Source organism: Polynucleobacter sp. MWH-Loch1C5 (genome assembly GCF_018881775.1).
GTDB lineage: Bacteria > Pseudomonadota > Gammaproteobacteria > Burkholderiales > Burkholderiaceae > Polynucleobacter.
Map to the genome: position 1 here is coordinate 777,146 of NZ_JACVPR010000001.1, position 23,785 is coordinate 800,930.

At 47.0% G+C, this 23,785-nt stretch carries 19 protein-coding genes, 7 tRNA genes, 3 rRNA genes and 1 riboswitch; of the genes, 7 read left to right on the top strand and 22 right to left on the bottom strand.

The genetic code is table 11. The features are described 5' to 3' along the window. Position 1: 1 nt before the first annotated feature. The 17 genes from rpoB to ICE94_RS04020 all read right to left on the bottom strand — a co-directional run bounded on the left by rpoB (position 2) and on the right by ICE94_RS04020 (position 14,605). Positions 2-4,102 carry a DNA-directed RNA polymerase subunit beta gene (gene rpoB, locus ICE94_RS03940; RefSeq protein ID WP_216149099.1) on the bottom strand — a complete coding sequence of 1,367 codons (4,101 nt, stop codon included), beginning with the start codon at positions 4,100-4,102 and terminating at the stop codon, positions 2-4. A 192-nt stretch (positions 4,103-4,294) separates the two neighbouring features. Beyond that, positions 4,295-4,672, bottom strand: coding sequence for a 50S ribosomal protein L7/L12 (gene rplL / locus ICE94_RS03945; protein ID WP_216149100.1), 378 nt, complete (start codon positions 4,670-4,672; stop codon positions 4,295-4,297). Positions 4,673-4,723: 51 nt separating this feature from the next. Beyond that, positions 4,724-5,227 carry a 50S ribosomal protein L10 gene (gene rplJ / locus ICE94_RS03950; protein ID WP_216149102.1) on the bottom strand — a complete coding sequence of 168 codons (504 nt, stop codon included), beginning with the start codon at positions 5,225-5,227 and terminating at the stop codon, positions 4,724-4,726. A 222-nt stretch (positions 5,228-5,449) separates the two neighbouring features. Next, complete coding sequence (gene rplA, locus ICE94_RS03955) at positions 5,450-6,145, bottom strand: 50S ribosomal protein L1 (protein ID WP_216149104.1); 696 nt, start codon at positions 6,143-6,145, stop codon at positions 5,450-5,452. A gap of 2 nt (positions 6,146-6,147) precedes the next feature. Then, the gene (gene rplK, locus ICE94_RS03960; protein WP_216149106.1) at positions 6,148-6,579 is read right to left on the bottom strand and encodes a 50S ribosomal protein L11; all 432 of its coding nucleotides are present in this window, start codon (positions 6,577-6,579) and stop codon (positions 6,148-6,150) included. 127 nt (positions 6,580-6,706) lie between these two features. After that, positions 6,707-7,276 (bottom strand): transcription termination/antitermination protein NusG, encoded by a 570-nt coding sequence (gene nusG / locus ICE94_RS03965; protein WP_216149108.1) that lies wholly within the window; start codon positions 7,274-7,276, stop codon positions 6,707-6,709. Positions 7,277-7,282: 6 nt separating this feature from the next. Next, entirely contained in the window at positions 7,283-7,657 is a 375-nt protein-coding gene (gene secE / locus ICE94_RS03970; RefSeq protein WP_216149110.1) for a preprotein translocase subunit SecE, read from the bottom strand. Between the two features lie 14 nt (positions 7,658-7,671). Continuing rightward, positions 7,672-7,747, bottom strand: a tRNA-Trp gene (locus ICE94_RS03975). 13 nt (positions 7,748-7,760) lie between these two features. Next, positions 7,761-8,951, bottom strand: a complete 1,191-nt coding sequence (gene tuf / locus ICE94_RS03980) for an elongation factor Tu (protein ID WP_216149089.1) — start codon at positions 8,949-8,951, stop codon at positions 7,761-7,763. A 33-nt stretch (positions 8,952-8,984) separates the two neighbouring features. Beyond that, a tRNA-Thr gene (locus ICE94_RS03985) sits at positions 8,985-9,059 on the bottom strand. Positions 9,060-9,078: 19 nt separating this feature from the next. Then, positions 9,079-9,152 (bottom strand) — tRNA-Gly (locus ICE94_RS03990). 67 nt (positions 9,153-9,219) lie between these two features. Then, positions 9,220-9,305 (bottom strand) — tRNA-Tyr (locus ICE94_RS03995). Between the two features lie 164 nt (positions 9,306-9,469). Beyond that, a 5S ribosomal RNA gene (rrf, locus tag ICE94_RS04000) occupies positions 9,470-9,583 on the bottom strand. A 110-nt stretch (positions 9,584-9,693) separates the two neighbouring features. Then, positions 9,694-12,565, bottom strand: a 23S ribosomal RNA gene (locus ICE94_RS04005). A 257-nt stretch (positions 12,566-12,822) separates the two neighbouring features. Then, a tRNA-Ala gene (locus tag ICE94_RS04010) sits at positions 12,823-12,898 on the bottom strand. Between the two features lie 37 nt (positions 12,899-12,935). Beyond that, positions 12,936-13,012 (bottom strand) — tRNA-Ile (locus ICE94_RS04015). Between the two features lie 60 nt (positions 13,013-13,072). Then, positions 13,073-14,605: ribosomal RNA gene (locus ICE94_RS04020) — 16S ribosomal RNA — on the bottom strand. Together the 16S, 23S and 5S rRNA genes with 5 tRNA genes alongside form the textbook arrangement of a ribosomal RNA operon. A 419-nt stretch (positions 14,606-15,024) precedes the next feature. On the opposite strand from ICE94_RS04020, the gene ICE94_RS04025 reads away from it, so the two are divergent. After that, positions 15,025-15,648: a GNAT family N-acetyltransferase gene (locus ICE94_RS04025; RefSeq protein WP_216149112.1), complete on the top strand. Its 624-nt coding sequence runs from the start codon at positions 15,025-15,027 to the stop codon at positions 15,646-15,648. A gap of 54 nt (positions 15,649-15,702) precedes the next feature. On the opposite strand, the gene ICE94_RS04030 is transcribed toward ICE94_RS04025, so the two are convergent. Then, positions 15,703-16,320 (bottom strand): BON domain-containing protein, encoded by a 618-nt coding sequence (locus ICE94_RS04030; protein WP_216149114.1) that lies wholly within the window; start codon positions 16,318-16,320, stop codon positions 15,703-15,705. A 9-nt stretch (positions 16,321-16,329) separates the two neighbouring features. Continuing rightward, positions 16,330-16,932, bottom strand: coding sequence for a phosphoheptose isomerase (locus ICE94_RS04035; protein ID WP_216149116.1), 603 nt, complete (start codon positions 16,930-16,932; stop codon positions 16,330-16,332). 76 nt (positions 16,933-17,008) lie between these two features. Here ICE94_RS04035 and rsmI point away from each other — a divergent pair, with 76 nt between their 5' ends. Further along, positions 17,009-17,899, top strand: coding sequence for a 16S rRNA (cytidine(1402)-2'-O)-methyltransferase (gene rsmI / locus ICE94_RS04040; RefSeq protein WP_216149118.1), 891 nt, complete (start codon positions 17,009-17,011; stop codon positions 17,897-17,899). Positions 17,900-17,927: 28 nt separating this feature from the next. On the opposite strand, the gene ICE94_RS04045 is transcribed toward rsmI, so the two are convergent. Continuing rightward, a complete protein-coding gene (locus ICE94_RS04045; RefSeq protein WP_216149120.1) occupies positions 17,928-18,446 on the bottom strand; it encodes a cytochrome c5 family protein in 519 nt (172 codons plus the stop codon). 80 nt (positions 18,447-18,526) lie between these two features. On the opposite strand from ICE94_RS04045, the gene ICE94_RS04050 reads away from it, so the two are divergent. From ICE94_RS04050 to ICE94_RS04060, 3 genes are all read left to right on the top strand, one after another. Beyond that, positions 18,527-18,601: transfer RNA gene (locus ICE94_RS04050), tRNA-Arg, on the top strand. 92 nt (positions 18,602-18,693) lie between these two features. Next, positions 18,694-19,797: a fatty acid desaturase gene (locus ICE94_RS04055; protein ID WP_216149122.1), complete on the top strand. Its 1,104-nt coding sequence runs from the start codon at positions 18,694-18,696 to the stop codon at positions 19,795-19,797. 64 nt (positions 19,798-19,861) lie between these two features. Continuing rightward, positions 19,862-20,044, top strand: a complete 183-nt coding sequence (locus ICE94_RS04060; protein ID WP_216149124.1) for a hypothetical protein — start codon at positions 19,862-19,864, stop codon at positions 20,042-20,044. 6 nt (positions 20,045-20,050) lie between these two features. Here ICE94_RS04060 and ICE94_RS04065 read toward each other — a convergent pair whose 3' ends face one another. Together ICE94_RS04065 and ICE94_RS04070 are read right to left on the bottom strand one after the other, a co-directional pair. Further along, positions 20,051-20,689, bottom strand: a complete 639-nt coding sequence (locus ICE94_RS04065) for an MBL fold metallo-hydrolase (RefSeq protein ID WP_216149126.1) — start codon at positions 20,687-20,689, stop codon at positions 20,051-20,053. 29 nt (positions 20,690-20,718) lie between these two features. Then, the gene (locus ICE94_RS04070) at positions 20,719-21,921 is read right to left on the bottom strand and encodes an ammonium transporter (RefSeq protein ID WP_216149127.1); all 1,203 of its coding nucleotides are present in this window, start codon (positions 21,919-21,921) and stop codon (positions 20,719-20,721) included. Positions 21,922-22,062: 141 nt separating this feature from the next. Further along, positions 22,063-22,148: riboswitch (glycine riboswitch) on the top strand. Between the two features lie 117 nt (positions 22,149-22,265). On the opposite strand from ICE94_RS04070, the gene gcvT reads away from it, so the two are divergent. Next, the gene (gcvT, locus tag ICE94_RS04075) at positions 22,266-23,390 is read left to right on the top strand and encodes a glycine cleavage system aminomethyltransferase GcvT (RefSeq protein WP_216149129.1); all 1,125 of its coding nucleotides are present in this window, start codon (positions 22,266-22,268) and stop codon (positions 23,388-23,390) included. A gap of 12 nt (positions 23,391-23,402) precedes the next feature. Beyond that, positions 23,403-23,783, top strand: coding sequence for a glycine cleavage system protein GcvH (gene gcvH / locus ICE94_RS04080; protein ID WP_216149131.1), 381 nt, complete (start codon positions 23,403-23,405; stop codon positions 23,781-23,783). The last annotated feature ends 2 nt before the right edge of the window (positions 23,784-23,785 follow it).

A 23,785-nucleotide genomic window follows, 5' to 3' on the forward strand; every position in this document is an offset into this window, starting at 1 on the left:
ATCAGTTGCGCTCCATATCAATGTCGATACCCAACGAACGGATTTCTTTCACCAGAACGTTGAATGATTCAGGCATACCAGCATCAATGCTGTGTTCACCCTTCACGATGTTTTCATAGACCTTCGTTCTACCGTTCACATCATCGGACTTCACAGTCAACATCTCTTGCAAGACATAAGATGCGCCATACGCTTCGAGAGCCCAAACTTCCATCTCACCAAAACGCTGACCACCGAACTGAGCCTTACCACCCAATGGCTGTTGTGTCACCAATGAGTATGGGCCAGTTGAACGAGCGTGCATCTTGTCATCGACTAAGTGATGGAGCTTCAGAACGTGCATCACACCAACAGTCACAGGACGCTCAAACGCATCGCCTGTACGACCGTCAAACAAAGTTGTTTGCTGACGTGATGGCGTCATACCCAAATCTTTAGCTACATTCTCTGGGTAAGCCATTTCCAACATCTTGCCAATTTCACCCTCAGTCGCACCATCAAACACTGGTGTTGCGAATGGAGCACCGTCACGCAGATTACTTGCCAACTCAAGAACTTGCTCATCACTGAAGCTATCTAAATCTTCTGTGCGACCTGTTTCGTTGTACAACTGCTTCATGAACTTACGTAATTGATCTGCCTTTGCTTGAGCTTTGAGCATTTCATCAATACGCTTACCAATACCTAAAGCAGCCCAACCTAAGTGAACTTCCAAGATCTGACCCACGTTCATACGTGATGGAACGCCCAATGGGTTCAATACGATATCAACAGGTGTGCCGTCAGCCATATATGGCATATCTTCTACAGGAGTAATCTTTGAAACCACACCCTTGTTACCGTGACGACCGGCCATCTTGTCACCAGGCTGTAAACGACGTTTTACAGCGAGGTAGACCTTGACCATCTTGATCACGCCTGGTGGCAATTCGTCACCTTGTGTCAACTTCTTGCGCTTCTCTTCAAAAGCTTGATCAAACTGAGTGCGCTTAGCTTCAATCGCCTCTTTGATCGCTTCTACTTGAGCAGCTACGTCTTCGTCTGCTGGACGAATATCAAACCAATGATATTTGTCGAGATCAGCCAAGTAGTCCTTAGTGATCTTCGTGCCTTTGGCTAACTTCTTAGGTCCACCATTAGCTACCTTGCCAGACAAGAGTTTTTCCAAACGACTAAAGGCATCGCCTTCAACAATACGCAACTGGTCATTCAAGTCTTGACGATAGCGCTTGAGCTCTTCATCAATAATGGACTGTGCACGCGCATCGCGCTCTACACCTTCACGTGTAAAGACCTGGACGTCAATCACCGTACCACTCATACCAGAAGGTACGCGCAAAGAGGTGTCTTTAACGTCAGATGCTTTTTCACCGAAGATGGCGCGCAATAATTTCTCTTCTGGCGTGAGCTGAGTTTCACCCTTCGGTGTTACCTTACCCACTAAGACGTCGCCCGCTTCAACTTCAGCACCAATGTAAGTAATACCGCTTTCGTCTAGACGGCCTAATTGGCTTTCTGCCAAATTAGAAATATCACGTGTAATTTCCTCAGGGCCTAACTTCGTATCACGCGCTACCACAGACAATTCTTCAATATGAATAGATGTGTAACGGTCGTCAGACACTACTTTTTCAGAAATCAAAATGGAGTCTTCGAAGTTGTAACCGTTCCAAGGCATGAATGCGACAACCATGTTCTGACCCAAGGCCAATTCACCTAAGTCAGTCGATGCGCCGTCAGCAATCACGTCACCACGTTGAACCACGTCACCCACCTTAACGATCGGGCGCTGATTAATGTTCGTGTTTTGGTTTGAACGCGTGTACTTAATGAGGTTGTAGATATCTACACCGACCTCGCCAGCCGCTGTTTCGTCATCGTTTACACGAATCACGACACGGTTAGCGTCTGCGTAATCGACAACACCACCACGCGTAGCCATCACCACTGTGCCAGAGTCAATCGCAACCGTACGCTCTAAACCAGTACCTACTAAAGGCTTAGACGCACGCAAACATGGCACCGCTTGACGTTGCATGTTCGCACCCATCAAAGCACGGTTCGCATCATCGTGCTCCAAGAATGGCACGAGTGAGGCGGCAGCAGAAACAATCTGACTTGGTGCCACGTCGATGTACTGAATACGCTCTGGGCTAACCATCATTGTTTCGCCGGCTTCACGTGCAGAGACCAACTCATCAGTTAATTTGCCATTCTTATCAATCGAAGCGTTAGCCTGAGCAATCACGTACTTCGCTTCTTCAATGGCGGATAAGTATTCAACTTGATCAGTCACCTTACCATTCACGACTTTACGATAAGGTGTTTCTAAGAAGCCATGCTCGTTCAAACGTGCGAACAAAGCCAAAGAGTTGATCAAACCAATGTTTGGACCTTCTGGAGTTTCAATCGGACAAACACGACCATAGTGTGTTGGGTGTACGTCACGGACTTCAAAGCCAGCGCGCTCACGCGTCAAACCACCTGGGCCCAATGCTGAAATACGACGCTTGTGCGTGATTTCAGATAATGGGTTAGTTTGGTCCATAAACTGAGACAACTGTGATGAACCGAAGAACTCACGGATCGCAGATGAAATTGGCTTGCTGTTAATCAAGTCGTGCGGCATCAAGTTTTCTGTTTCTGCTTGACCTAAACGCTCTTTAACAGCGCGCTCAACACGTGACAAACCAGCACGGAATTGATTTTCAGCTAACTCACCAACGCAACGTACGCGACGATTGCCTAAGTGGTCGATGTCATCCACTTCACCCTTACCGTTACGCAGCGCAACGAGTAATTTGATCGTATCCAAAATGTCTTCGTTCGATAAAACTATCGAACCTTCCATCTCAACACGACCTAAACGGCTATTGACCTTCATACGACCTACACGAGACAAGTCATATGACTCTTCGCTGTAGAACAGGCGCTGGAAAAGTGCCTCAACAGCATCTTCTGTCGGTGGCTCACCAGGGCGCATCATGCGATAGATTGCAATACGCGCTGCCATCTGGTCAGCGGTTTCATCAATACGCAATGTTTGAGAAATAAATGCACCTTGATCTAAGTCATTGGTGTAAATCGTTTGCAATTCTTTGATGCCAGCTTCTCTTAACTTAGCAATCAATGACTCTGTGATTTCTTCATTGGCCAAAGCAAGAACTTCACCTGTGTCGCCGTCAACGATATTCTTCGCAATGACACGACCCAAGAGATAGTCATCAGGCACGTTAATGCTTGTTGTTTTAGCAGCCTCTAAATCACGTACATGCTTAGAGTTGATACGCTTGTCTTTTGCAACAACAACGTTGCCAGACTTATCGGTGATATCAAAACGAGCCACTTCACCTTTCAAACGATCAGCCACGAATGCCATTTGCGCACCCGCTGCTTGTAATTTGAAAGTATCAAATGCAAAGAAGTTCTCCAAAATCTGCTCGTCGTTCATGCCAATTGCTTTGAGCAAAATGGTCACAGGCATCTTACGGCGACGATCGATACGGAAATAAAGAATATCTTTTGGATCAAATTCGAAATCCAACCATGAACCACGGTAAGGAATGATTCTGGCTGAGAACAACAACTTACCAGAGCTGTGAGTCTTACCTTTATCGTGTTCGAAGAACACGCCAGGTGAACGGTGCAACTGAGACACGATGACACGCTCAGTACCGTTGATCACAAATGAACCTGTATCAGTCATCAATGGGATTTCGCCCATGTAGACTTCTTGCTCTTTAACTTCTTTAACCTTGCTTGGGTTTTCGCGATCATTAATGATCAAACGTACTTTCGCGCGCAAGGCAGAGTGAAATGTCAAACCACGCTGCTGACATTCTTTGACGTCAAACGGTGCTGGTGACAAGTTATATTGAACAAACTCCATACGTGCAAAACCATTGTTTGACACGATAGGGAAAATAGATGTGAATGCAGCCTGCAGGCCCTCAGCTATGCGTGACTGAGCAGGCACATTAGATTGCAGGAATTTTGCGTAAGACTCGATCTGAGTCGTCAACAAGTACGGAACTTGGTGATTATTAGGACGCTTCGCAAAGCTTTTGCGGATACGCTTGCGTTCGGTGAAGCTATAAGCCATGTCATCTCCGAATGTAAGCGACTGAACAGAGATTTGGCGGTTGGCCACTACCAACCCTGGCTGACGGTATGCGTTGCATAACCCGACCAAATTTGCCGACTGCAGTCGTATCAGAAGGCAAACCAGATAACAGTACGCAACTGATATCTGGTTTGGCTTCTGCCAAACCGGGGGCTAAGCCCCCAACCCAAATTACTTGAGTTCGACTTTCGCGCCTGCTTCTTCGAGCTTCTTCTTAGCGTCTTCAGCAGATGCTTTGTCAACACCTTCTTTAATTGGCTTTGGTGCACCATCAACGAGGTCTTTAGCTTCTTTCAAGCCCAAACCTGTGATTTCACGAACAGCCTTAATCACACCAACCTTGTTTGCACCGGCTTCAGCCAACACAACAGTAAAGTCAGTTTTCTCTTCAGCAGCGGCACCACCTGCACCACCTGCACCAGGAGCAGCAACAGCCATTGCAGCTGCTGATACACCAAACTTCTCTTCGAATGCCTTAACGAGCTCATTCAAATCCATTACTGACATATTGCCAACGGCTTCCAAAATGTCTTCTTTAGTCACTGCCATTTTTAAACTCCTAAATTCAAATATCTTTTACGAATCAAGAAAATCTCAGCATTAAGCAGCTGGAGTTTCTTGAGCTTTCTTTTCTGCAACCGCTGCCAATACACGAGCCATACCAGAAACTGGGGCTTGCATAACACCGAGCAACATAGCGATAAGTTCATTACGACCTGGAATAGAAGCGAGGGCTTTCACTGCGCCTGCATCCATCACCTTACCGTTATATGAACCCGCTTTGATCACTAAAGCGTTTTGCTCTTTTGCAAAGTCGTTTAAAACTTTTGCGGGAGCAATTGGGTCTGCGGAAATACCATAAATCAACGGTCCAGCCATTTCGCTTGCCAGTGGCTCGAATGACGTACCTTGTACAGCACGACGCGCCAGGGTGTTCTTCAAAACACGAAGATAAACACCATTTTGACGAGCACGCGCTCTCAAAGTAGTCAGCTCGCCTACCGGAATACCGCGGTATTCAGCGATGACCATAGTCTGAGCTTGTGCCACCTGTGCACTCACTTCAGCTACGACCGCCTTTTTGTCTTCCAAATTTAAAGGCACTGTTTTACTCCTAATATCTCAACCGTTTCCAGTTGAGGGTTGCACACAGGCGAAATCTGTTTAGGTTCTCGCCATCTGCGTTGGCACTTATTACTAAGCATTAAGAAAAGCTCTAACCGCTAACTTTTCACCAACGGTCTTTGATGTCCAAGTGCATATAGCTATGCACTTGACCCAAAGTTCTTTTTTTGACTCTCTTAAAACCGATTTAACAATTCGGGATTAAGCAGCCAAAGAGGCTTGGTCTACACGTACACCAGCACCCATCGTGCTGCTAACGGCAACCTTCCTCAAATACACACCCTTACTTGATGTTGGCTTGGCTTTGTTCAAAGCATCCAATAAAGCCATCAAGTTAGTTTTCAATGCAGCTGGCTCGAATGAACGACGACCAATCGTGGCATGAATAATGCCGGCCTTGTCCACGCGGAACTGCACCTGACCTGCTTTAGCGTTCTTCACAGCACCGGCCACGTCTGGGCTCACTGTGCCGACTTTCGGGTTAGGCATCAAACCTCTTGGGCCCAAAATCTGACCCAATGTACCGACGATACGCATTGCATCTGGAGAAGCAATCAATACATCAAAGTTGATATTGCCACCTTTGATTTGCTCAGCCAAATCTTCCATACCAACGATTTCTGCACCGGCTGCTTTAGCTTGCTCAGCTTTATCACCGCTTGCAAAAACTGCAACGCGCACAGATTTACCAGTACCTGCTGGCAAAACGACTGAGCCGCGCACCACTTGGTCTGATTTTTTAGCATCAATACCCAACTGAACAGCCACATCGATAGACTCGTCAAACTTAGCAGTCGCACACTCTTTAACTAAGTTCAATGCTTCATCGATTGGATAAAATTTGTTACGGTCAACTTTCTCAGCAACCGCCTTCATGCGCTTAGAAACTTTAGCCATGATTAGAGTCCCTCCACTGTAATACCCATTGAACGGGCGCTACCAGCAATCGTACGTACCGCTGCATCCATATCGGCAGCAGTTAAATCAGGCATCTTGACCTTAGCAATTTCCTCAGCTTGTGCACGAGTGATCTTGCCAACTTTGTCTGTATGAGGACGCGCTGAACCTTTATCTAATTTCGCAGCTTTTTTGATCAACACAGTCGCTGGAGGAGTCTTCATCACAAATGTGAAGCTCTTATCAGCGTAAGCAGTAATCACCACAGGAATCGGCAGACCAGGCTCCATTGATTGAGTCTGGGCATTAAATGCCTTACAGAATTCCATGATGTTCAAACCACGCTGACCTAGCGCTGGACCTACGGGTGGCGATGGGTTCGCTTTACCAGCAGGAATTTGTAGCTTAATAAAGCCAACAATCTTCTTTGCCATTTTTATACTCCAAATAAGGTGCGTCTAATAAGACCACCGTTGAGTAAAACGCCTCGTCAAAGCGGCAACCCTGACTCAGCTCCTCATACTCACTTGCTAATCTAACGATGAGCAAGCAAGTAAATCTTTACATCTTCTCTACCTGACCGAACTCCAGCTCAACCGGAGTACCGCGACCAAAGATAGTGACTGAAACACGCAAACGTGATTTCTCATAGTTCACTTCTTCAACGTTACCGTTGAAGTCTGTGAAAGGACCTTCTTTCACGCGAACAATCTCACCCACCTCAAACAATGTTTTTGGTTTTGGCTTATCAACGCCCGCCTGCATCTGATCCATAATTTTTTGCACTTCAGCAGGGGAGATCGGTGATGGCTTATTACGAACACCACCCACGAAACCGGTCACTTTCGGTGTGTTTTTCACCAAATGCCAAGTTTCATCAGTCATTTCCATTTCAATCAAAACATACCCAGGAAAGAAACGTCTTTCTGAAACAGCTTTATGACCGCTTTTTACCTCAACCACTTCTTCTGAAGGGACCAAAATCTTGCCAAACTTTTCAGCCATGCCTGAGCGAGCAATACGCTCAGTCAAGCCTTTCTGAACACTTTTTTCCATGCCTGAATACGCATGAATCACATACCAGCGCATATTCCCGGTTGTTTGTGTATTAACTTGCACTTGTTCAGACATAATGACTCACTTCCAACCTAGGAATATTGAGAAGACAACCCACTCAATTAATTTGTCGGCCAACCACAAGAACAAAGCCATCACCACCACAAATGCGAACACGATCAATGTCATCTGCGTTGATTCTTTACGTGTGGGCCAAACCACTTTTTTGACCTCAGACACAGACTCTTTGGCATAAGCAACAAAGCGCTTACCATCTGCCGATACTGCAGCAATAACCAAAGCAATTGCAAAACCACCCAACAAAGCAGCCAAACGCACAACCATGCCTTTGTCTGCTAGCAGATAGTAAGCAACTAACGCTAGGACGACAATAAGACCAGCCAGGATAATCATCCAGCTAGTCTTATTTTCTTGTTCAACACTCGTTTGCGACATATGCAATCATTCTGTGGCAGGGGCGGAGGGCATCGAACCCCCAACCTTCGGTTTTGGAGACCGACGCTCTGCCAATTGAGCTACACCCCTATACCGATTTAAATTAATCCAACACTTTAGCGACCACACCGGCGCCGACTGTACGGCCACCTTCACGGATCGCAAAACGCAGACCTTCTTCCATCGCGATTGGCGCAATCAACTTCACAGTGATCTGCACGTTATCGCCTGGCATGACCATCTCTTTGTCTTTTGGCAACTCAATCGAACCAGTCACGTCTGTTGTACGGAAGTAGAACTGTGGACGATAGTTGTTAAAGAATGGTGTATGACGACCACCTTCATCTTTACTCAACACATACACCTCAGCTGTGAAGTGTGTGTGTGGTGTGATTGAACCTGGCTTAGCCAATACCTGACCACGCTCAACTTCTTCACGCTTCGTACCACGCAACAAAATACCCACGTTGTCACCCGCTTGACCTTGATCCAACAACTTACGGAACATCTCAACGCCCGTACATGTTGTCTTCTGTGTCGCCTTGATACCAACGATCTCAATCTCTTCACCCACCTTAACGATGCCGCGCTCAATACGACCAGTCACCACAGTACCGCGACCAGAAATTGAGAACACATCTTCAACAGGCATCAAGAACGCGCCGTCAATCGCACGCTCAGGTGTTGGAATATATGTATCCAATGCCTCAGCCAACTTCATGATCGCGCCTTCACCCAAGTCACCCTTGTCACCTTCCAAAGCCAACTTAGCAGAACCCTTCACAATCGGTGTGTCATCACCAGGGAAGTCGTACTTAGACAACAACTCACGTACTTCCATCTCAACCAACTCTAACAACTCAGCGTCATCTACCATGTCGCACTTGTTCATGAACACGATGATGTAAGGTACGCCCACCTGACGTGCCAACAAAATGTGCTCACGTGTCTGTGGCATAGGACCGTCTGCAGCTGATACCACCAAAATCGCGCCGTCCATCTGCGCAGCACCAGTAATCATGTTCTTCACATAGTCAGCGTGGCCTGGGCAGTCAACGTGTGCGTAGTGACGTGACTCAGTCTCATACTCAACGTGGGCTGTATTAATCGTAATACCACGTGCCTTCTCTTCAGGTGCCGCATCAATCTGATCGTAAGCCTTCGCTTCACCACCAAACTTGTTCGACAACACAGTCGTAATCGCCGCTGTCAAGGTCGTCTTACCATGGTCCACGTGACCAATTGTGCCTACGTTAACGTGCGGTTTCGTCCGCTCAAATTTCTCTTTTGCCATTTTTTCAGCCTCAATTAAATGAATACTTAAACCTGGTGCTCATGGGCAGGATCGAACTGCCGACCTCTCCCTTACCAAGGGAGTGCTCTACCACTGAGCCACATGAGCAAAATTAATTGCCATTTTTTGGAGCGGGTGAAGGGAATCGAACCCTCGTCATAAGCTTGGAAGGCTTCTGCACTACCATTGTGCTACACCCGCGCGGCAATTACCTTTACCCACAACAACGTATTACCAACAACTGTTACTCACAACTACAACAAACAACTGGTGGAGAGGGTTGGATTCGAACCAACGTAGGCGTAAGCCAACAGATTTACAGTCTGCCCCCTTTAGCCACTCGGGCACCTCTCCGGGAACCTAATATTATGATTTGAATCAAGGTGTTCTGTCAATTACCTACTTGACTTTTTAATGGGGAGAAAACAACTCACCCAGCTTTACAAACACCTCATTTTTTCCAAAATCACAGAAAGCAAAACGCCCAGATCTTTGGATCTGGGCGTCTTTCATATGGTGCCTGGCAATTACCTACTTTCACACGGGCAATCCGCACTATCATCGGCGTGGAGTCGTTTCACGGTCCTGTTCGGGATGGGAAGGGGTGGTTCCAACTCGCTATTGTCACCAGGCATAGAGGGTAGGTTATTTGTTTTTCAACAAATAACCGAATTCGAGTAAGCAATTGGGAGTGACCGGATCAATCACGGCACTACATATCAGCACCAAATGTGCTGGTTATAGGATCAAGCCTAACGGGCAATTAGTATCAGTTAGCTTAACGCATTACTGCGCTTCCACACCTGACCTATCAACGTCGTGGTCTTCAACGACCCTTTATGGAGGTTGAACCTCCGGGAAATCTAATCTTCAGGCAAGTTTCCCGCTTAGATGCTTTCAGCGGTTATCTCTTCCGTACATAGCTACCCTGCGATGCCTCTGGCGAGACAACAGGTACACCAGCGGTACGTCCACTCCGGTCCTCTCGTACTAGGAGCAGCCCCCGTCAAATTTCCAACGCCCACGGCAGATAGGGACCAAACTGTCTCACGACGTTTTAAACCCAGCTCACGTACCTCTTTAAATGGCGAACAGCCATACCCTTGGGACCGGCTACAGCCCCAGGATGAGATGAGCCGACATCGAGGTGCCAAACACCGCCGTCGATATGAACTCTTGGGCGGTATCAGCCTGTTATCCCCAGAGTACCTTTTATCCGTTGAGCGATGGCCCTTCCATACAGAACCACCGGATCACTATGACCTGCTTTCGCACCTGCTCGACTTGTCGGTCTCGCAGTTAAGCACGCTTTTGCCATTGCACTTTAGGCACGATGTCCGACCGTACCAAGCGTACCTTCGTACTCCTCCGTTACACTTTGGGAGGAGACCGCCCCAGTCAAACTGCCTACCATGCACTGTCCCCGACCCGGATAACGGGACAAGGTTAGAACCTCAAACAAACCAGGGTGGTATTTCAAGGACGGCTCCATCAGAACTAGCATCCTGATATCAACGCCTCCCACCTATCCTACACAGATCGGTTCAAAGTCCAATGCAAAGCTACAGTAAAGGTTCATGGGGTCTTTCCGTCTAGCCGCGGGTAGATTGCATCATCACAAACATTTCAACTTCGCTGAGTCTCAGGAGGAGACAGTGTGGCCATCGTTACGCCATTCGTGCAGGTCGGAACTTACCCGACAAGGAATTTCGCTACCTTAGGACCGTTATAGTTACGGCCGCCGTTTACTGGGACTTCAATCAAGAGCTTGCACCCCATCATTTAATCTTCCAGCACCGGGCAGGCGTCACACCCTATACGTCCACTTTCGTGTTTGCAGAGTGCTGTGTTTTTATTAAACAGTCGCAGCCACCATTTTATTGCAACCCTTTTGCCCTTCCATTGTTCATGGTCAAGCTACTTGGGCGTACCTTATCCCGAAGTTACGGTACCAATTTGCCGAGTTCCTTCTCCTGAGTTCTCTCAAGCGCCTTAGAATACTCATCTCGCCCACCTGTGTCGGTTTGCGGTACGGTCTCGTTAGACTGAAGCTTAGAGGCTTTTCTTGGAACCACTTCCAATTGCTTCGCGAGCAAGCTCGCTCGTCTCACACCCTTGAATTACGCTACCGGATTTGCCTAATAGCCTTCTCCAATGCAAGAACCGGGACATCCAACACCCGGACAACTTTCCGCGATCCGTCCCCCCATCGCATCTAACGACGGTCAAGGAATATTAACCTTGTTCCCATCAGCTACGCATCTCTGCCTCGCCTTAGGGGCCGACTCACCCTACGCCGATGAACGTTGCGTAGGAAACCTTGGGCTTACGGCGAGGGGGCTTTTCACCCCCTTTATCGCTACTCATGTCAGCATTCGCACTTCTGATACCTCCAGCATCCTTTACAAGACACCTTCACAGGCTTACAGAACGCTCTCCTACCATCACTTACGTGATCCGCAGCTTCGGTTATATGCTTAGCCCCGTTACATCTTCCGCGCAGGACGACTCGATCAGTGAGCTATTACGCTTTCTTTAAAGGGTGGCTGCTTCTAAGCCAACCTCCTGACTGTTTTAGCCTTCCCACTTCGTTTCCCACTTAGCATATATTAGGGACCTTAGCTGGCGGTCTGGGTTGTTTCCCTCTTGACGGCGGACGTTAGCACCCGTCGTCTGTCTCCCGTGCTCGCACTCTTCGGTATTCGGAGTTTGCTATGGCGCGGTAATCCGCAATGGACCCCACAACCATGACAGTGCTCTACCCCCGAAGGTGATACACGAGGCACTACCTAAATAGTTTTCGGAGAGAACCAGCTATTTCCAGTTTTGTTTAGCCTTTCACCCCTATCCACAGCTCATCCCCTAACTTTTCAACGTTAGTGGGTTCGGTCCTCCAGTACGTGTTACCGCACCTTCAACCTGGCCATGGATAGATCAACTGGTTTCGGGTCTACACCCAGCAACTAACGCCCTATTCGGACTCGCTTTCGCTACGCCTCCCCTATACGGTTAAGCTTGCTACTGAATGTAAGTCGCTGACCCATTATACAAAAGGTACGCCGTCACCCCTTACGAGGCTCCGACTGTTTGTATGCATGCAGTTTCAGGATCTATTTCACTCCCCTCCCGGGGTTCTTTTCGCCTTTCCCTCACGGTACTTGTTCACTATCGGTCGATTACGAGTATTTAGCCTTGGAGGATGGTCCCCCCATGTTCAGACAGGATTTCACGTGTCCCGCCCTACTTGTCTCTAGCTTAGTTCGATTAATCGGTTTTCCCATACGGGGCTATCACCCTTTATTGCTGGACTTTCCATTCCATTCTGATAACAGATTAATTAATACTAGAAGGCTGTTCCCATTTCGCTCGCCACTACTTTGGGAATCTCGGTTGATGTCTTTTCCTCTGGCTACTTAGATGTTTCAGTTCACCAGGTTCGCTTCACGTAACCTATGTATTCAGTTACGGATACCTCAAAAGAGGTGGGTTTCCCCATTCAGAAATCTACGGATCAAAGCTTATTTGACAACTCCCCGTAGCTTATCGCAGTCTATAACGTCTTTCATCGCCTGTAATCGCCAAGGCATCCACCACATGCACTTATTCACTTGATCCTATAACGAGCACCACTGGTGCAAGTTATAAGTTCGTTCTCTATTACGCTTACTACTTGTTGCGATATGTTTGTGCCGTAATCCAAGTAATGCTAATTACTTGAAGAACTTATGTTGTTGATTCAATCAACTACCCATGTTTGTTGAACTCTCAATTAATTCAACAAACGCATTGCTTACTCAAATTTTTAAAGAACAGCCTCTTAAAGGCAAAGATAAAAATGCATTTGCATGCTTATCTTTACCATCAAGATGAATGGTGGAGGATGACGGGATCGAACCGACGACCCCCTGCTTGCAAAGCAGGTGCTCTCCCAGCTGAGCTAATCCCCCAGCTTTATACCTAATAGCCAGGCCTGTTGCCAAGGACTGGTGGGTCTGGAAGGACTTGAACCTTCGACCCCCGCCTTATCAAGACGGTGCTCTAACCACCTGAGCTACAGACCCGCGGCATCTTCTTTGTCAACCGATAAGTGTGGATACTAGAGAACTTACATCTTTTTCTAGAAAGGAGGTGATCCAGCCGCACCTTCCGATACGGCTACCTTGTTACGACTTCACCCCAGTCATGAACCCTGCCGTGGTCGTCGCCCTCCTTGCGGTTAGGCTAACGGCTTCTGGCAAAGCCCACTCCCATGGTGTGACGGGCGGTGTGTACAAGACCCGGGAACGTATTCACCGCGACATTCTGATCCGCGATTACTAGCGATTCCAGCTTCACGTAGTCGAGTTGCAGACTACGATCCGGACTACGATGCATTTTCTGAGATTAGCTCCCCCTCGCGGGTTGGCAACCCTCTGTATGCACCATTGTATGACGTGTGAAGCCCTACCCATAAGGGCCATGAGGACTTGACGTCATCCCCACCTTCCTCCGGTTTGTCACCGGCAGTCTCTCTAGAGTGCTCTTGCGTAGCAACTAGAGACAAGGGTTGCGCTCGTTGCGGGACTTAACCCAACATCTCACGACACGAGCTGACGACAGCCATGCAGCACCTGTGTCCACTTTCCCTTACGGGCACCTAATGTATCTCTACTTCGTTAGTGGCATGTCAAGGGTAGGTAAGGTTTTTCGCGTTGCATCGAATTAATCCACATCATCCACCGCTTGTGCGGGTCCCCGTCAATTCCTTTGAGTTTTAATCTTGCGACCGTACTCCCCAGGCGGCTGACTTCACGCGTTAGCTACGTTACTCAGGAATAAATTCCCGAACAACTAGTCAGCATCGTTTAGGGCGTGGACTACCAGGGTATCTAATCCTGTTTGCTCCCCACGCTTTCGTGCATGAGCGTCAGTGTTATCCCAGGGGGCTGCCTTCGCCATTGGTATTCCTCCACATCTCTACGCATTTCACTGCTACACGTGGAATTCTACCCCCCTCTGACACACTCTAGCTATGCAGTCACAAGCGCAATTCCCAGGTTAAGCCCGGGGATTTCACGCCTGTCTTACATAACCGCCTGCGCACGCTTTACGCCCAGTAATTCCGATTAACGCTCGCACCCTACGTATTACCGCGGCTGCTGGCACGTAGTTAGCCGGTGCTTATTCTTCAGGTACCGTCATTCGCAAACTGTATTAGAGCTGCTGTTTCTTCCCTGACAAAAGAGCTTTACAACCCGAAGGCCTTCTTCACTCACGCGGCATTGCTGGATCAGGGTTGCCCCCATTGTCCAAAATTCCCCACTGCTGCCTCCCGTAGGAGTCTGGGCCGTGTCTCAGTCCCAGTGTGGCTGATCGTCCTCTCAGACCAGCTACTGATCGTCGCCTTGGTGAGCCTTTACCTCACCAACTAGCTAATCAGATATCGGCCGCTCTAATCGCGCAAGGCCTTACGGTCCCCTGCTTTCCCCCTTAGGGCGTATGCGGTATTAGCGCAACTTTCGCTGCGTTATCCCCCACGATAAGGTACGTTCCGATATATTACTCACCCGTTCGCCACTCGCCACCAGGTGCAAGCACCCGTGCTGCCGTTCGACTTGCATGTGTAAGGCATGCCGCCAGCGTTCAATCTGAGCCAGGATCAAACTCTTCAGTTCAATTCCTGTGATGCATAAATGCATCGTCGCTCACTCATCAGAACTGACCCTAGTACAAGACTAGGACCATTACTGTTTAGTGAGTACTACTTAAATATCTGTCCCGAAGGACTGGATGCTTATTCTTAGTACCCACAATTATCGGTTGACTAATTTTTAAAGAAGGCTGACCGTGATTCGTTTAATTTGATTCGCGTTCAGCAGAGAAACGAGACTATGCACCATCTAAAAAGATATGTCAACACCTCTGTACGAAAAAACCCCAAGATTTTTCAAAAAAGTTTTCTGGCAAACGCCCACCTGACCCCGATTAGGGTTTTTACCCATTAAAAAACAATGGTTTATCAAATAATTAGGGTTTACCCCTATGAATTTCATATTTTTGTTCTAGAATGAGATTGTGCAGTGCAAAAAATATTATGGGCGAACTACTAAACACCTTTAACCCCAAACAAGTTCTTGTCAGAGAGCTTCACGAGGGGCATCGCGCCAAAATTTTGGAACATTTACTCGCTCTAGATGAGACGGATCGCCAATTACGCTTTGGTATGCACGTGAGCGATGAAATGATTAGCGCTTATGTAGAAAAATTAAGCTTTACTGCAGACACTTTGTTTGGTGTTTTTAATCATGACTTGCAACTAGATGGTTTGGCTCATCTTGCATACTCAAAAAACAAAGATCAAACCACTGCTGAATTTGGCGTTTCTGTAAGCGCACGCGCACGCAGTCTCGGCGTAGGTAGCGCCTTATTCAAACGTGCCGCTACACATGCACGCAATGCGAATATCACAACGCTGTATGTGCATTGCTTAGCTAGCAACAAAGTCATGATGCACATTGCCAAGAAGGCTGGCATGGATATTGATTTCGCATATGGTGAAGCAGATGCATTTCTGAAGCTACCTGCAAGCACTAACTCATCTATCGTGAGTGAAGCAGTGCAAGCGCAAATGGCTGACATTGATTACGCCTTAAAGAAAAATTTTCAGCGCTCAAAAACTTTCTTTATGAACACTCTTAGCCTAAAGAGAATTCATTAAAGAGAAATAAAAAAAACGCGGCATAACCGCGTTTTTTGTATAACGAAAGTGTGCTTATTTTTGCCCGTCTAAGCGTCTTTTATCTGCCTCAGAAATGATGTCAAATAATTTTGTAACTTGCTTAACGCCTGGTACTTGACGCGCAATATCCACCGCCTTATTCGCTTCAGCATCTGTCACGATACCCATCAAATAAACCTTGCTCGCCTCTGTAACAATCTTCATTGAATTAGATGGCACCGCTTGATCTGCAACATACAAAGCCTTGATCCGGGTTGTTAAAAAGGTGTCATTGGCTCTTGCAGTTAAGGTGCTGTTCGGTGCCGCAACCAGTTCATTGATGACCTCTGTCACATTCTTCATGGCTTGCACTCTGCGCGCCACATCATTCTTCAATTGATCGGTACGAGCCTCCCCCGTCAACAAGACACGACGATTAAACACGGAGACATTCACATGCACATTGTCGCCATAAGTTTTGATAATCAAACTTTCAGCCTCTAGCTGAATACCACGATCAATAGCCTGTGTTCCAGGGTTTCTGCGGTCTGCAATCACGAGAGCGCCGCCAGCCATACCGCCAGCAACGACCGGAAAGCATCCTTGCAAGAGAGTGCTACTGGCCAAAGCCACAGCCCCCGTTAAAAATACGCGTCTTGCTTTCAATTGCATAAAGACCTCTTAATCTAATATCAAATGATCAATGCCGTCGCATAGACAATGCAACAACACCAAATGTGTTTCTTGTATTCTGGCCGTGCGTTGAGATGGCACACATAAATGTACATCGGTGGACTTAAGTAATGGGCCAATCTTGCCACCATCACGTCCCGTGAAAGCAACCACATGCATGCCTTTTTGATGAGCTGCATGAATCGCTTCAATTACATTTCCAGAATTACCTGAAGTAGAAATCCCTAACAGAATATCGCCAGGTTGACCTAAGGCACGAACCTGCTTACTGAAAATATCTTGGTAGCTGTAATCATTCCCGACCGCAGTCAGGATCGATGAGTCGGTCGTCAGAGCAATGGCGCCCAACTCTTTTCTCTCGCGCTCAAAACGACCCACCAACTCAGCCGCAAAATGTTGCGCATCTGCAGCGGAGCCACCATTACCACATGCCAATATTTTTTTGCCTTGATTTAAGGCATCTGTCATCAAGACTATTGCGTTAACGATAGCCTGATTTAAGACTTTTTCAGCAGCCTGTTTTGTGGCGATACTGTCTTGAAAATGCCCCGTTACGCGAGCACCAAGATTTGCTATTAATTCTTTTTTCATACGTTAATTATGCACTCTGAGAAGCTTTAGGCAAGAGTGTATATCTAGGTAGGCAGCAATCAATTAAGATGCTGCTATGGACTTATTTAAGTACGCACAAGGTCAAAAGCTACCTCTACAAACTCTTTATGTGGTGGCAACACCTATTGGCAATCTAGCAGACATCACTATCCGCGCGCTCTTCACACTCCAGCAGGTCGACGGTATTGCCTGCGAAGACAAGCGTCATTCCAGTCAATTGCTAGGTGCTTATCAAATTAGCAAGCCATTACTGGCTGTTCACGAGCATAACGAAGCCGAATTAAGTCAAACGATTGTGCAAAAACTATCGGAGGGCGAACGCTGGGCTTATATTTCTGATGCGGGTACACCAGGTATTTCTGATCCTGGCAGCCGACTATGTGAGGCGGTGATCCATGCTGGTTTTTCTGTAAGCCCCTTACCGGGTCCGAGCGCATTAATCAGCGCCGCCTCTGTGGCAGGCCCTCTGCTTAACCGCAGCGCTGGGCAATTTCAATTTATAGGCTTTCTTCCTAACAAAGGGGCTGAGCGGCAATTGGCTTTAGAGAAATTTCAAGAGCAAGAAATCACCAGCTTCTTCTATGAGGCGCCCCACCGGTTGGAAAAAACATTGAAAGATTTAATGCTGTGCCTTAACCCTGAGAGACTGATTTTTATTGGCAAAGAACTGAGTAAGCTGCATGAGAATATTTCTATCTGCACCGTGAGTGCTCTTGAAACCTGGTTGGCACAACAAGATAAATTAGTCGGCGAATTTGTGATTGGGATAGGCCCTAGCATGAAGAAAAAAGTCTCTGAAGGCCTAGACTCACAAACACTCAAATGGCTTGATGCTCTTGCGCCCCTCTTGAGCCATAAGGACTTAAGTCAAATTACAAGTAAGGTCACAGGTATTCATAAAAATACAGTTTATGAACTTTTGCTAGACAAAAAAAATGGCCTCTGATGAGGCCACTTTTGTATTGACTGCGAAATTATTTCTTCGCTTCTTCTTTAGGTTTTGGAGCGGCTGGTTCTGCAAACTTGCCACCAACTGAAGCGGCTAAATAAACCACTGCGCGACCTAACTCATAATCAGAAATATCATCTGGGTTAGTGCCTCCACGGGCTGGCATTGCACCCTTACCCTTGACCACAGAAGCTAACAAAGCATCGTAGCCCTTACCAATACGACCACCCCAATCGCCAGCAGCATTCATCTTCGGAGCACCAGCCGCGCCAGAGTTATGACAAGAAGCACAAGCTTGCTTGTAGACTTGCTCGCCAGTTTTGAATTCCTTGGGGCCAGAAGCGTCTTTAAAGTCCAACATCGCGACTGGTTTGATTAAGTTGTTCGCTGCTTCAGCTGCTGCTTCTGCGCTACCACCCGTCTTTTTGCCACTGCCCACATAAACCATTAAAAAGGCGATAACGATCAGAGGGATAAAAAAGCTCGCAAAAACCATGATGATTAGCTGTTTTGGCGATTTAATTAGGTTACCGTGCTCACTCATTTGTATTTAATTCCTCAAAATATCTAGCTCTTGCGCATTATAGCGAGGATAATTCGCAAAATATCCCTTTTTCGCACTTCGCGACCGTAGTTCAATGGATAGAATTAGAGTTTCCGAAGCTCTCGATACAGGTTCGATTCCTGTCGGTCGCACCATGACTTAGCTCAACATAGGGTTATTTAAATCAGTTATTTGTCATAAAAACCCTTTAGAATCACGGTTTCTGTCGTAATTCAGGGTTTTTAGCATGTCAGACCAAACTAGCCAAGAAATCATGACTCCCATCCCAGTTGGGGAGCCTATTCCTCACCGCAAGATCATTCGAGCATGGTTAACTCCACTCACAGAGCGTGTTGTGGCCAAAGCCATTGTGTTGCAACTATTCGACACACTCATTTTGACAGCCGCCATTGTTGCTACGGTTTATTTTGAGTCCGTTTGGCTCAAGTTACTCTTTGCCTTGGTTGCCGGATTTTTGATTGGTCGTATTTTTATTTTGGGTCATGATGCTTGCCATCAGAGCTTTACACCCTACCGTAATCTTAATAAGTGGTTAGGTCGTTTGGCTTTCTTACCCTCACTCACACCCTATAGCCTTTGGGAAGTTGGTCACAACGTCGTTCATCACGGCCAAACCAATCTCAAGGGTTTTGATTTCGTCTGGGCGCCCTTGTCTTTAGAAGAATATCAGCTGCTCTCACCGGCCAGAAAGCGCCTTGAGCACATCTACCGTAGCGGTCTAGGTCCTGCACTCTACTATTTCATTGAAATTTGGTGGAACAAGATGTTCTTCCCCAACAAGAAGAACATGCCAGCTTCTCGTCCTGCCTTCTTGTGGGATAACGTTTTAGTTAGCGTATTTGCAGTGATTTGGAATGCTCTTTTAATCTGGGCTGCAATCGCGACTCAACAATCTATTCTCTTAACTATCGTGATGGGCTTTGTTATTCCATTTATTTTTTGGAATGCGATGATTGGTTTCGTGGTTTATGTACACCATACTCACACTAGCGTATCTTGGTACTCTGATAAGTCTGAGTGGTTAAAAGCACAGCCTTTCGTATCAACCACAGTTCACATGATCTTCCCAGGCAAGTGGGGTGCATGGATGCACCACATCATGGAGCACACCGCGCACCATGTAGACATGAGCGTACCTCTTTACAAACTCAAACAAGCACAAAGTAAATTAGAAGAAATGTTGCCCGGCAGAATTATTGTGCAAAAGTTTTCATGGGCATGGTACTTCCACACAGCCAAACTGTGTAAGCTCTATGACACACAAAAGAAGTGCTGGTTGGACTTCAAAGGCAATATGACTGCACAATCAATGAAGGTGGTTTTGAGCTGATTTTTAGAGGTTTTTATAAAAACCGTTAAAATAGGGGTTGTAATAAAAGATAACGAAAAAGTAAATGACAACCCCTCCAAGCACTACCGAAACAAGTTCCAGAGTCATGAAGTTCTGCTCTTCTTGTAGCCGTGAAAAACCCCTCGAAGGTGGCACTTGGATTCCAACAAGCAATCGTAAACAACGTTGGATTTGTGCAAGCTGCCTCTATAACCGTACACACCGTACCGGTTCAGCAAAAGCCTAATCAGCCTCAGCTCACATACGGATTATTGTGGCGCTCGTAGCCAAACGTGGACGTGGGTCCATGACCAGGCACAAACGCAATGTCATCGCCTAAAGGGAATAGCTTTTCTTGTATCGAGCGAATTAAGTCTGCGTGATTACCGCGAGGGAAATCGGTGCGCCCGATGGAGCCGGCAAACAAAACATCTCCTACGATGGCCACCTTAGCTGACAGATTTACGAATACAACATGTCCCGGGGTGTGGCCGGGGCAGTGTATAACCTGAAATACTTCATGACCGACTTGTACTTGATCGCCATCATTCAACCACTGATCGGGTTCAAATGCATCACTATGCGGAAAGCCAAAACGCTGGCTTTGCATCGGCAATTGATCTAACCAAAATTTTTCATCTATATGGGGCCCAATGATTTTTAGGCCCCCCAAAGCTTTTGCTAGAGCAATAGCCCCAGCACAATGATCAATGTGCCCATGCGTGAGCCAGATGGCCTCTACTTGGACTGCTGCATTCTGGATGGCTTGTACGATGCGCTCGATATCGCCACCTGGATCGGTAACGACCGCGCGCTGTGTTTGATCACATATGAGTATTGAGCAATTTTGCTCAAAGGGAGTTACTGGAACCAGGATTACTTTTAATGCCATGGTTCCAATTATCCAAACAATTTATTGAATCACCAAGTAGATTCGCGATCAGGTGTAGCTGTGATTTTGTGAACACTGAGATCTGCGCCATCAAACTCTTCCTCTTGAGTTAGACGTAAACCAAGCGTTGCCTTTAAGACGCCGTACACCACAAAACCGCCCACTAGGGCGATCGCAATACCTAATAGTGTGCCAATGACTTGCGCCAGGAGACTGACGCCTCCCAAGCCACCTAAAGCCGGCAAACCAAACACACCGGCAGCAATGCCACCAAAGGCGCCGCAAATGCCATGTAATGGCCAAACGCCTAAAACGTCGTCAATCTTCCACTTGTTTTGCACGAGCGTAAACATCACAACAAATAAACCACCTGCAATACCGCCTACTACCAAAGAGCCCATGGGATGCATCAAGTCTGAACCAGCACACACCGCCACCAAACCCGCTAAAGGGCCGTTATAAGTAAAGCCAGGGTCATTTTTGCCCATTAGGCATGCCACCAATGTACCGCCCACCATAGCCATCAATGAGTTCATTGCCACTAAACCACTCATCTTTTCTATGGACTGCGCACTCATGACATTAAAACCAAACCAGCCAATGGTCAGTACCCAAGCACCCAGTGCCAAGAATGGGATATTGGATGGCGGGTGTGCAGAAACACGGCCATCTTTTGTATAACGGCCATATCGAGGCCCAAGTAAAAGAATGGCAGGCAATGCTAACCAACCACCCATGGCATGAACCACGATCGATCCTGCAAAGTCATGAAACTCTTCACCAGTCAACGCTTTTAGCCATGCCTGAAAACCATATTGTTGGTTCCAAACCATGCCTTCAAAAAATGGATAGACAAAACCAACCAAAATAAATGTAGCGATCAACTGTGGGTTGAACTTAGCACGCTCTGCAACACCCCCTGAAATAATGGCGGGAATGGCCGCAGCAAAGGTGAGCAAGAAGAAGAACTTGACAAGCTCAAAGCCATTTTTCTGAGCCAGAACTTCTGCACCAGAAAAGAAGTTAACCCCGTAGGCCAAGCTATAGCCAATGAAAAAGTAGGCGATCGTTGATACAGCAAAATCAACCAAGATTTTGACCAAAGCATTGACCTGATTTTTTTTGCGGACTGTGCCTAACTCTAAAAATGCAAACCCGGAGTGCATTGCTAGCACCATAATGGCGCCTGCTAATACGAATACGGCATCTGCACCTGACTTAAATGGATCCATAATTCACGCCTCAAAATAAGTTGAATTGCGCGCCATTATGAGTGCCTTCAAGGCTTAGAATAGGTGCTTATTGCACTATATTGGTGCAATTTGGGGCATAAAAATATCTTTTGTGAATGTTTTTGCCCTTAGGTACAATCTTCACATCACACGGGAGAGCTCGGTTAACTCCGACGCCGAAGGCGCAAAGCCCAAAAACGCTCAGGCAAAAGGACCGTAGATATCAAAACTCTGGAGAGTTGCATTGAGTTGCACACCGAAGGGGCTAAAGTTATTCAAATGGGTTTGAGTAACTCAATCTCTCAGGTAACAGGACAGGGGGGCTTTTTCCATATAAGGAAGAGATGTCTGTCGCCCCTAGCCAGCTAAAACGCACCATTCTATTTCCAGCTCACGAAGAACTACAAGCTCGCTTGGTAGATTTTGGCGGCTGGGAAATGCCTGTTAACTACGGCTCACAAATTGAAGAGCATCTAGCAACTCGTCAACACTGTGGCATGTTTGATGTTTCTCATATGGCAGCTGTTGATGTGCTTGGAGAAAATGCCAACTCTTTCTTAGAGTACGCGCTCGCTAACAATATAAATAAGCTCGCAGATGGGCAAGCCCTGTATAGCTGCATGCTCAACGAGAGCGGGGGCGTGATTGACGATTTGATTGTTTATCGTTTTGGTAAGAGTTATCGTTTAGTCATCAATGCCTCAACGGCCGCCAATGATCTGATGCATCTTCAGACCGTTGCTAACAAGTTTCCTGGCACGCAGTTGGTTCCACGCAGACCTGACTTACTAGGTGCACAAGACTCTTGCGGGATGATCGCAGTTCAAGGACCTCAAGCACTCGCCCTGATTGGTAAAACAATTCCTGAACTGAATCAGGCCTGCCAGACGCTTAAAGTTTTCTTTGCCGAAAAAGTAAATACCTCTTTTGGCGAAATCATGATTGGTCGTACGGGCTATACCGGCGAAGATGGCGCAGAATTATTAATACCGATTCAATCTACTGTAGCTGTTTGGAATGCTCTATTAAAAGCTGGTGCTCGACCTGCAGGTCTTGGCGCACGTGACACTTTAAGGCTTGAAGCCGGTATGAATTTATATGGCCAAGATATGAACGAACAAACGAGCCCGAAAGACGTTGGCCTGAGCTGGACGCTCGATCTTAAAAGTGCACGTGACTTTATTGGTAAGCATGCTCTCATGAGCTCACCACAACAATATGTTTTCTTAGGCCTCGTGCTGCAAGACAAGGGCGTTTTAAGATCACATCAAGTGGTGAAAACCTCATTAGGCGATGGCGAAATCACGAGTGGCACCTACAGCCCCAGCATGCAGCAATCCATTGCTTTAGCAAAGTTACCGGTTGGCATTCAAGTCAACGACTCAGTCAAAGTTGTGATTAGAGATAAGGAACTTAGCGCTACTGTGGTCAAACCCCCTTTTGTCAGACATGGCAAAGTACTTGTTTAACTTGGAGAAAAAATGAACCTACCTCAAGAACTACGTTATACAGAATCCCACGAGTGGGTACGTGCTGAAGCTGATGGCACCATCACGGTTGGTATTACTGATCACGCCCAGGAAGCGTTGGGCGATATCGTTTTTTTAGAACTGCCTGAAAGCGGTAAAAAACTCGGCGCGGGAGATGCTTGTGCTGTAGTTGAATCTGTCAAAGCCGCTAGTGATATCTATGCACCTGTGGCTGGAGAAATTATTGCTAGTAACAATGATGTCACTAGCACACCCGAACAAGTAAACAGCGATGCCTATGGCAGCTGGCTGTTCAAAATAAAGCCGAATAACCCTGCGGATGTTGAGTCTCTATTGAACGCTGCAGCTTATGGAAAACTAATTGGTGCTTAAGC

What these genes read in the sequence shown, in the direction of transcription:
- rplA (WP_216149104.1), bottom strand. Translation starts at nt 6,145, where the DNA reads ATGGCTAAAGTTTCTAAGCGCATGAAGGCGGTTGCTGAGAAAGTTGAC.
- nusG (WP_216149108.1), bottom strand. Translation starts at nt 7,276, where the DNA reads ATGTCTGAACAAGTGCAAGTTAATACACAAACAACCGGGAATATGCGC.
- rpoB (WP_216149099.1), bottom strand. Translation starts at nt 4,102, where the DNA reads ATGGCTTATAGCTTCACCGAACGCAAGCGTATCCGCAAAAGCTTTGCG.
- secE (WP_216149110.1), bottom strand. Translation starts at nt 7,657, where the DNA reads ATGTCGCAAACGAGTGTTGAACAAGAAAATAAGACTAGCTGGATGATT.
- rplL (WP_216149100.1), bottom strand. Translation starts at nt 4,672, where the DNA reads ATGGCAGTGACTAAAGAAGACATTTTGGAAGCCGTTGGCAATATGTCA.
- ICE94_RS04025 (WP_216149112.1), top strand. Translation starts at nt 15,025, where the DNA reads ATGGGCGAACTACTAAACACCTTTAACCCCAAACAAGTTCTTGTCAGA.
- ICE94_RS04060 (WP_216149124.1), top strand. Translation starts at nt 19,862, where the DNA reads ATGACAACCCCTCCAAGCACTACCGAAACAAGTTCCAGAGTCATGAAG.
- tuf (WP_216149089.1), bottom strand. Translation starts at nt 8,951, where the DNA reads ATGGCAAAAGAGAAATTTGAGCGGACGAAACCGCACGTTAACGTAGGC.
- ICE94_RS04035 (WP_216149116.1), bottom strand. Translation starts at nt 16,932, where the DNA reads ATGAAAAAAGAATTAATAGCAAATCTTGGTGCTCGCGTAACGGGGCAT.
- ICE94_RS04065 (WP_216149126.1), bottom strand. Translation starts at nt 20,689, where the DNA reads ATGGCATTAAAAGTAATCCTGGTTCCAGTAACTCCCTTTGAGCAAAAT.
- rsmI (WP_216149118.1), top strand. Translation starts at nt 17,009, where the DNA reads ATGGACTTATTTAAGTACGCACAAGGTCAAAAGCTACCTCTACAAACT.
- ICE94_RS04030 (WP_216149114.1), bottom strand. Translation starts at nt 16,320, where the DNA reads ATGCAATTGAAAGCAAGACGCGTATTTTTAACGGGGGCTGTGGCTTTG.
- ICE94_RS04045 (WP_216149120.1), bottom strand. Translation starts at nt 18,446, where the DNA reads ATGAGTGAGCACGGTAACCTAATTAAATCGCCAAAACAGCTAATCATC.
- gcvH (WP_216149131.1), top strand. Translation starts at nt 23,403, where the DNA reads ATGAACCTACCTCAAGAACTACGTTATACAGAATCCCACGAGTGGGTA.
- rplK (WP_216149106.1), bottom strand. Translation starts at nt 6,579, where the DNA reads ATGGCAAAGAAGATTGTTGGCTTTATTAAGCTACAAATTCCTGCTGGT.
- gcvT (WP_216149129.1), top strand. Translation starts at nt 22,266, where the DNA reads ATGTCTGTCGCCCCTAGCCAGCTAAAACGCACCATTCTATTTCCAGCT.
- ICE94_RS04070 (WP_216149127.1), bottom strand. Translation starts at nt 21,921, where the DNA reads ATGGATCCATTTAAGTCAGGTGCAGATGCCGTATTCGTATTAGCAGGC.
- ICE94_RS04055 (WP_216149122.1), top strand. Translation starts at nt 18,694, where the DNA reads ATGTCAGACCAAACTAGCCAAGAAATCATGACTCCCATCCCAGTTGGG.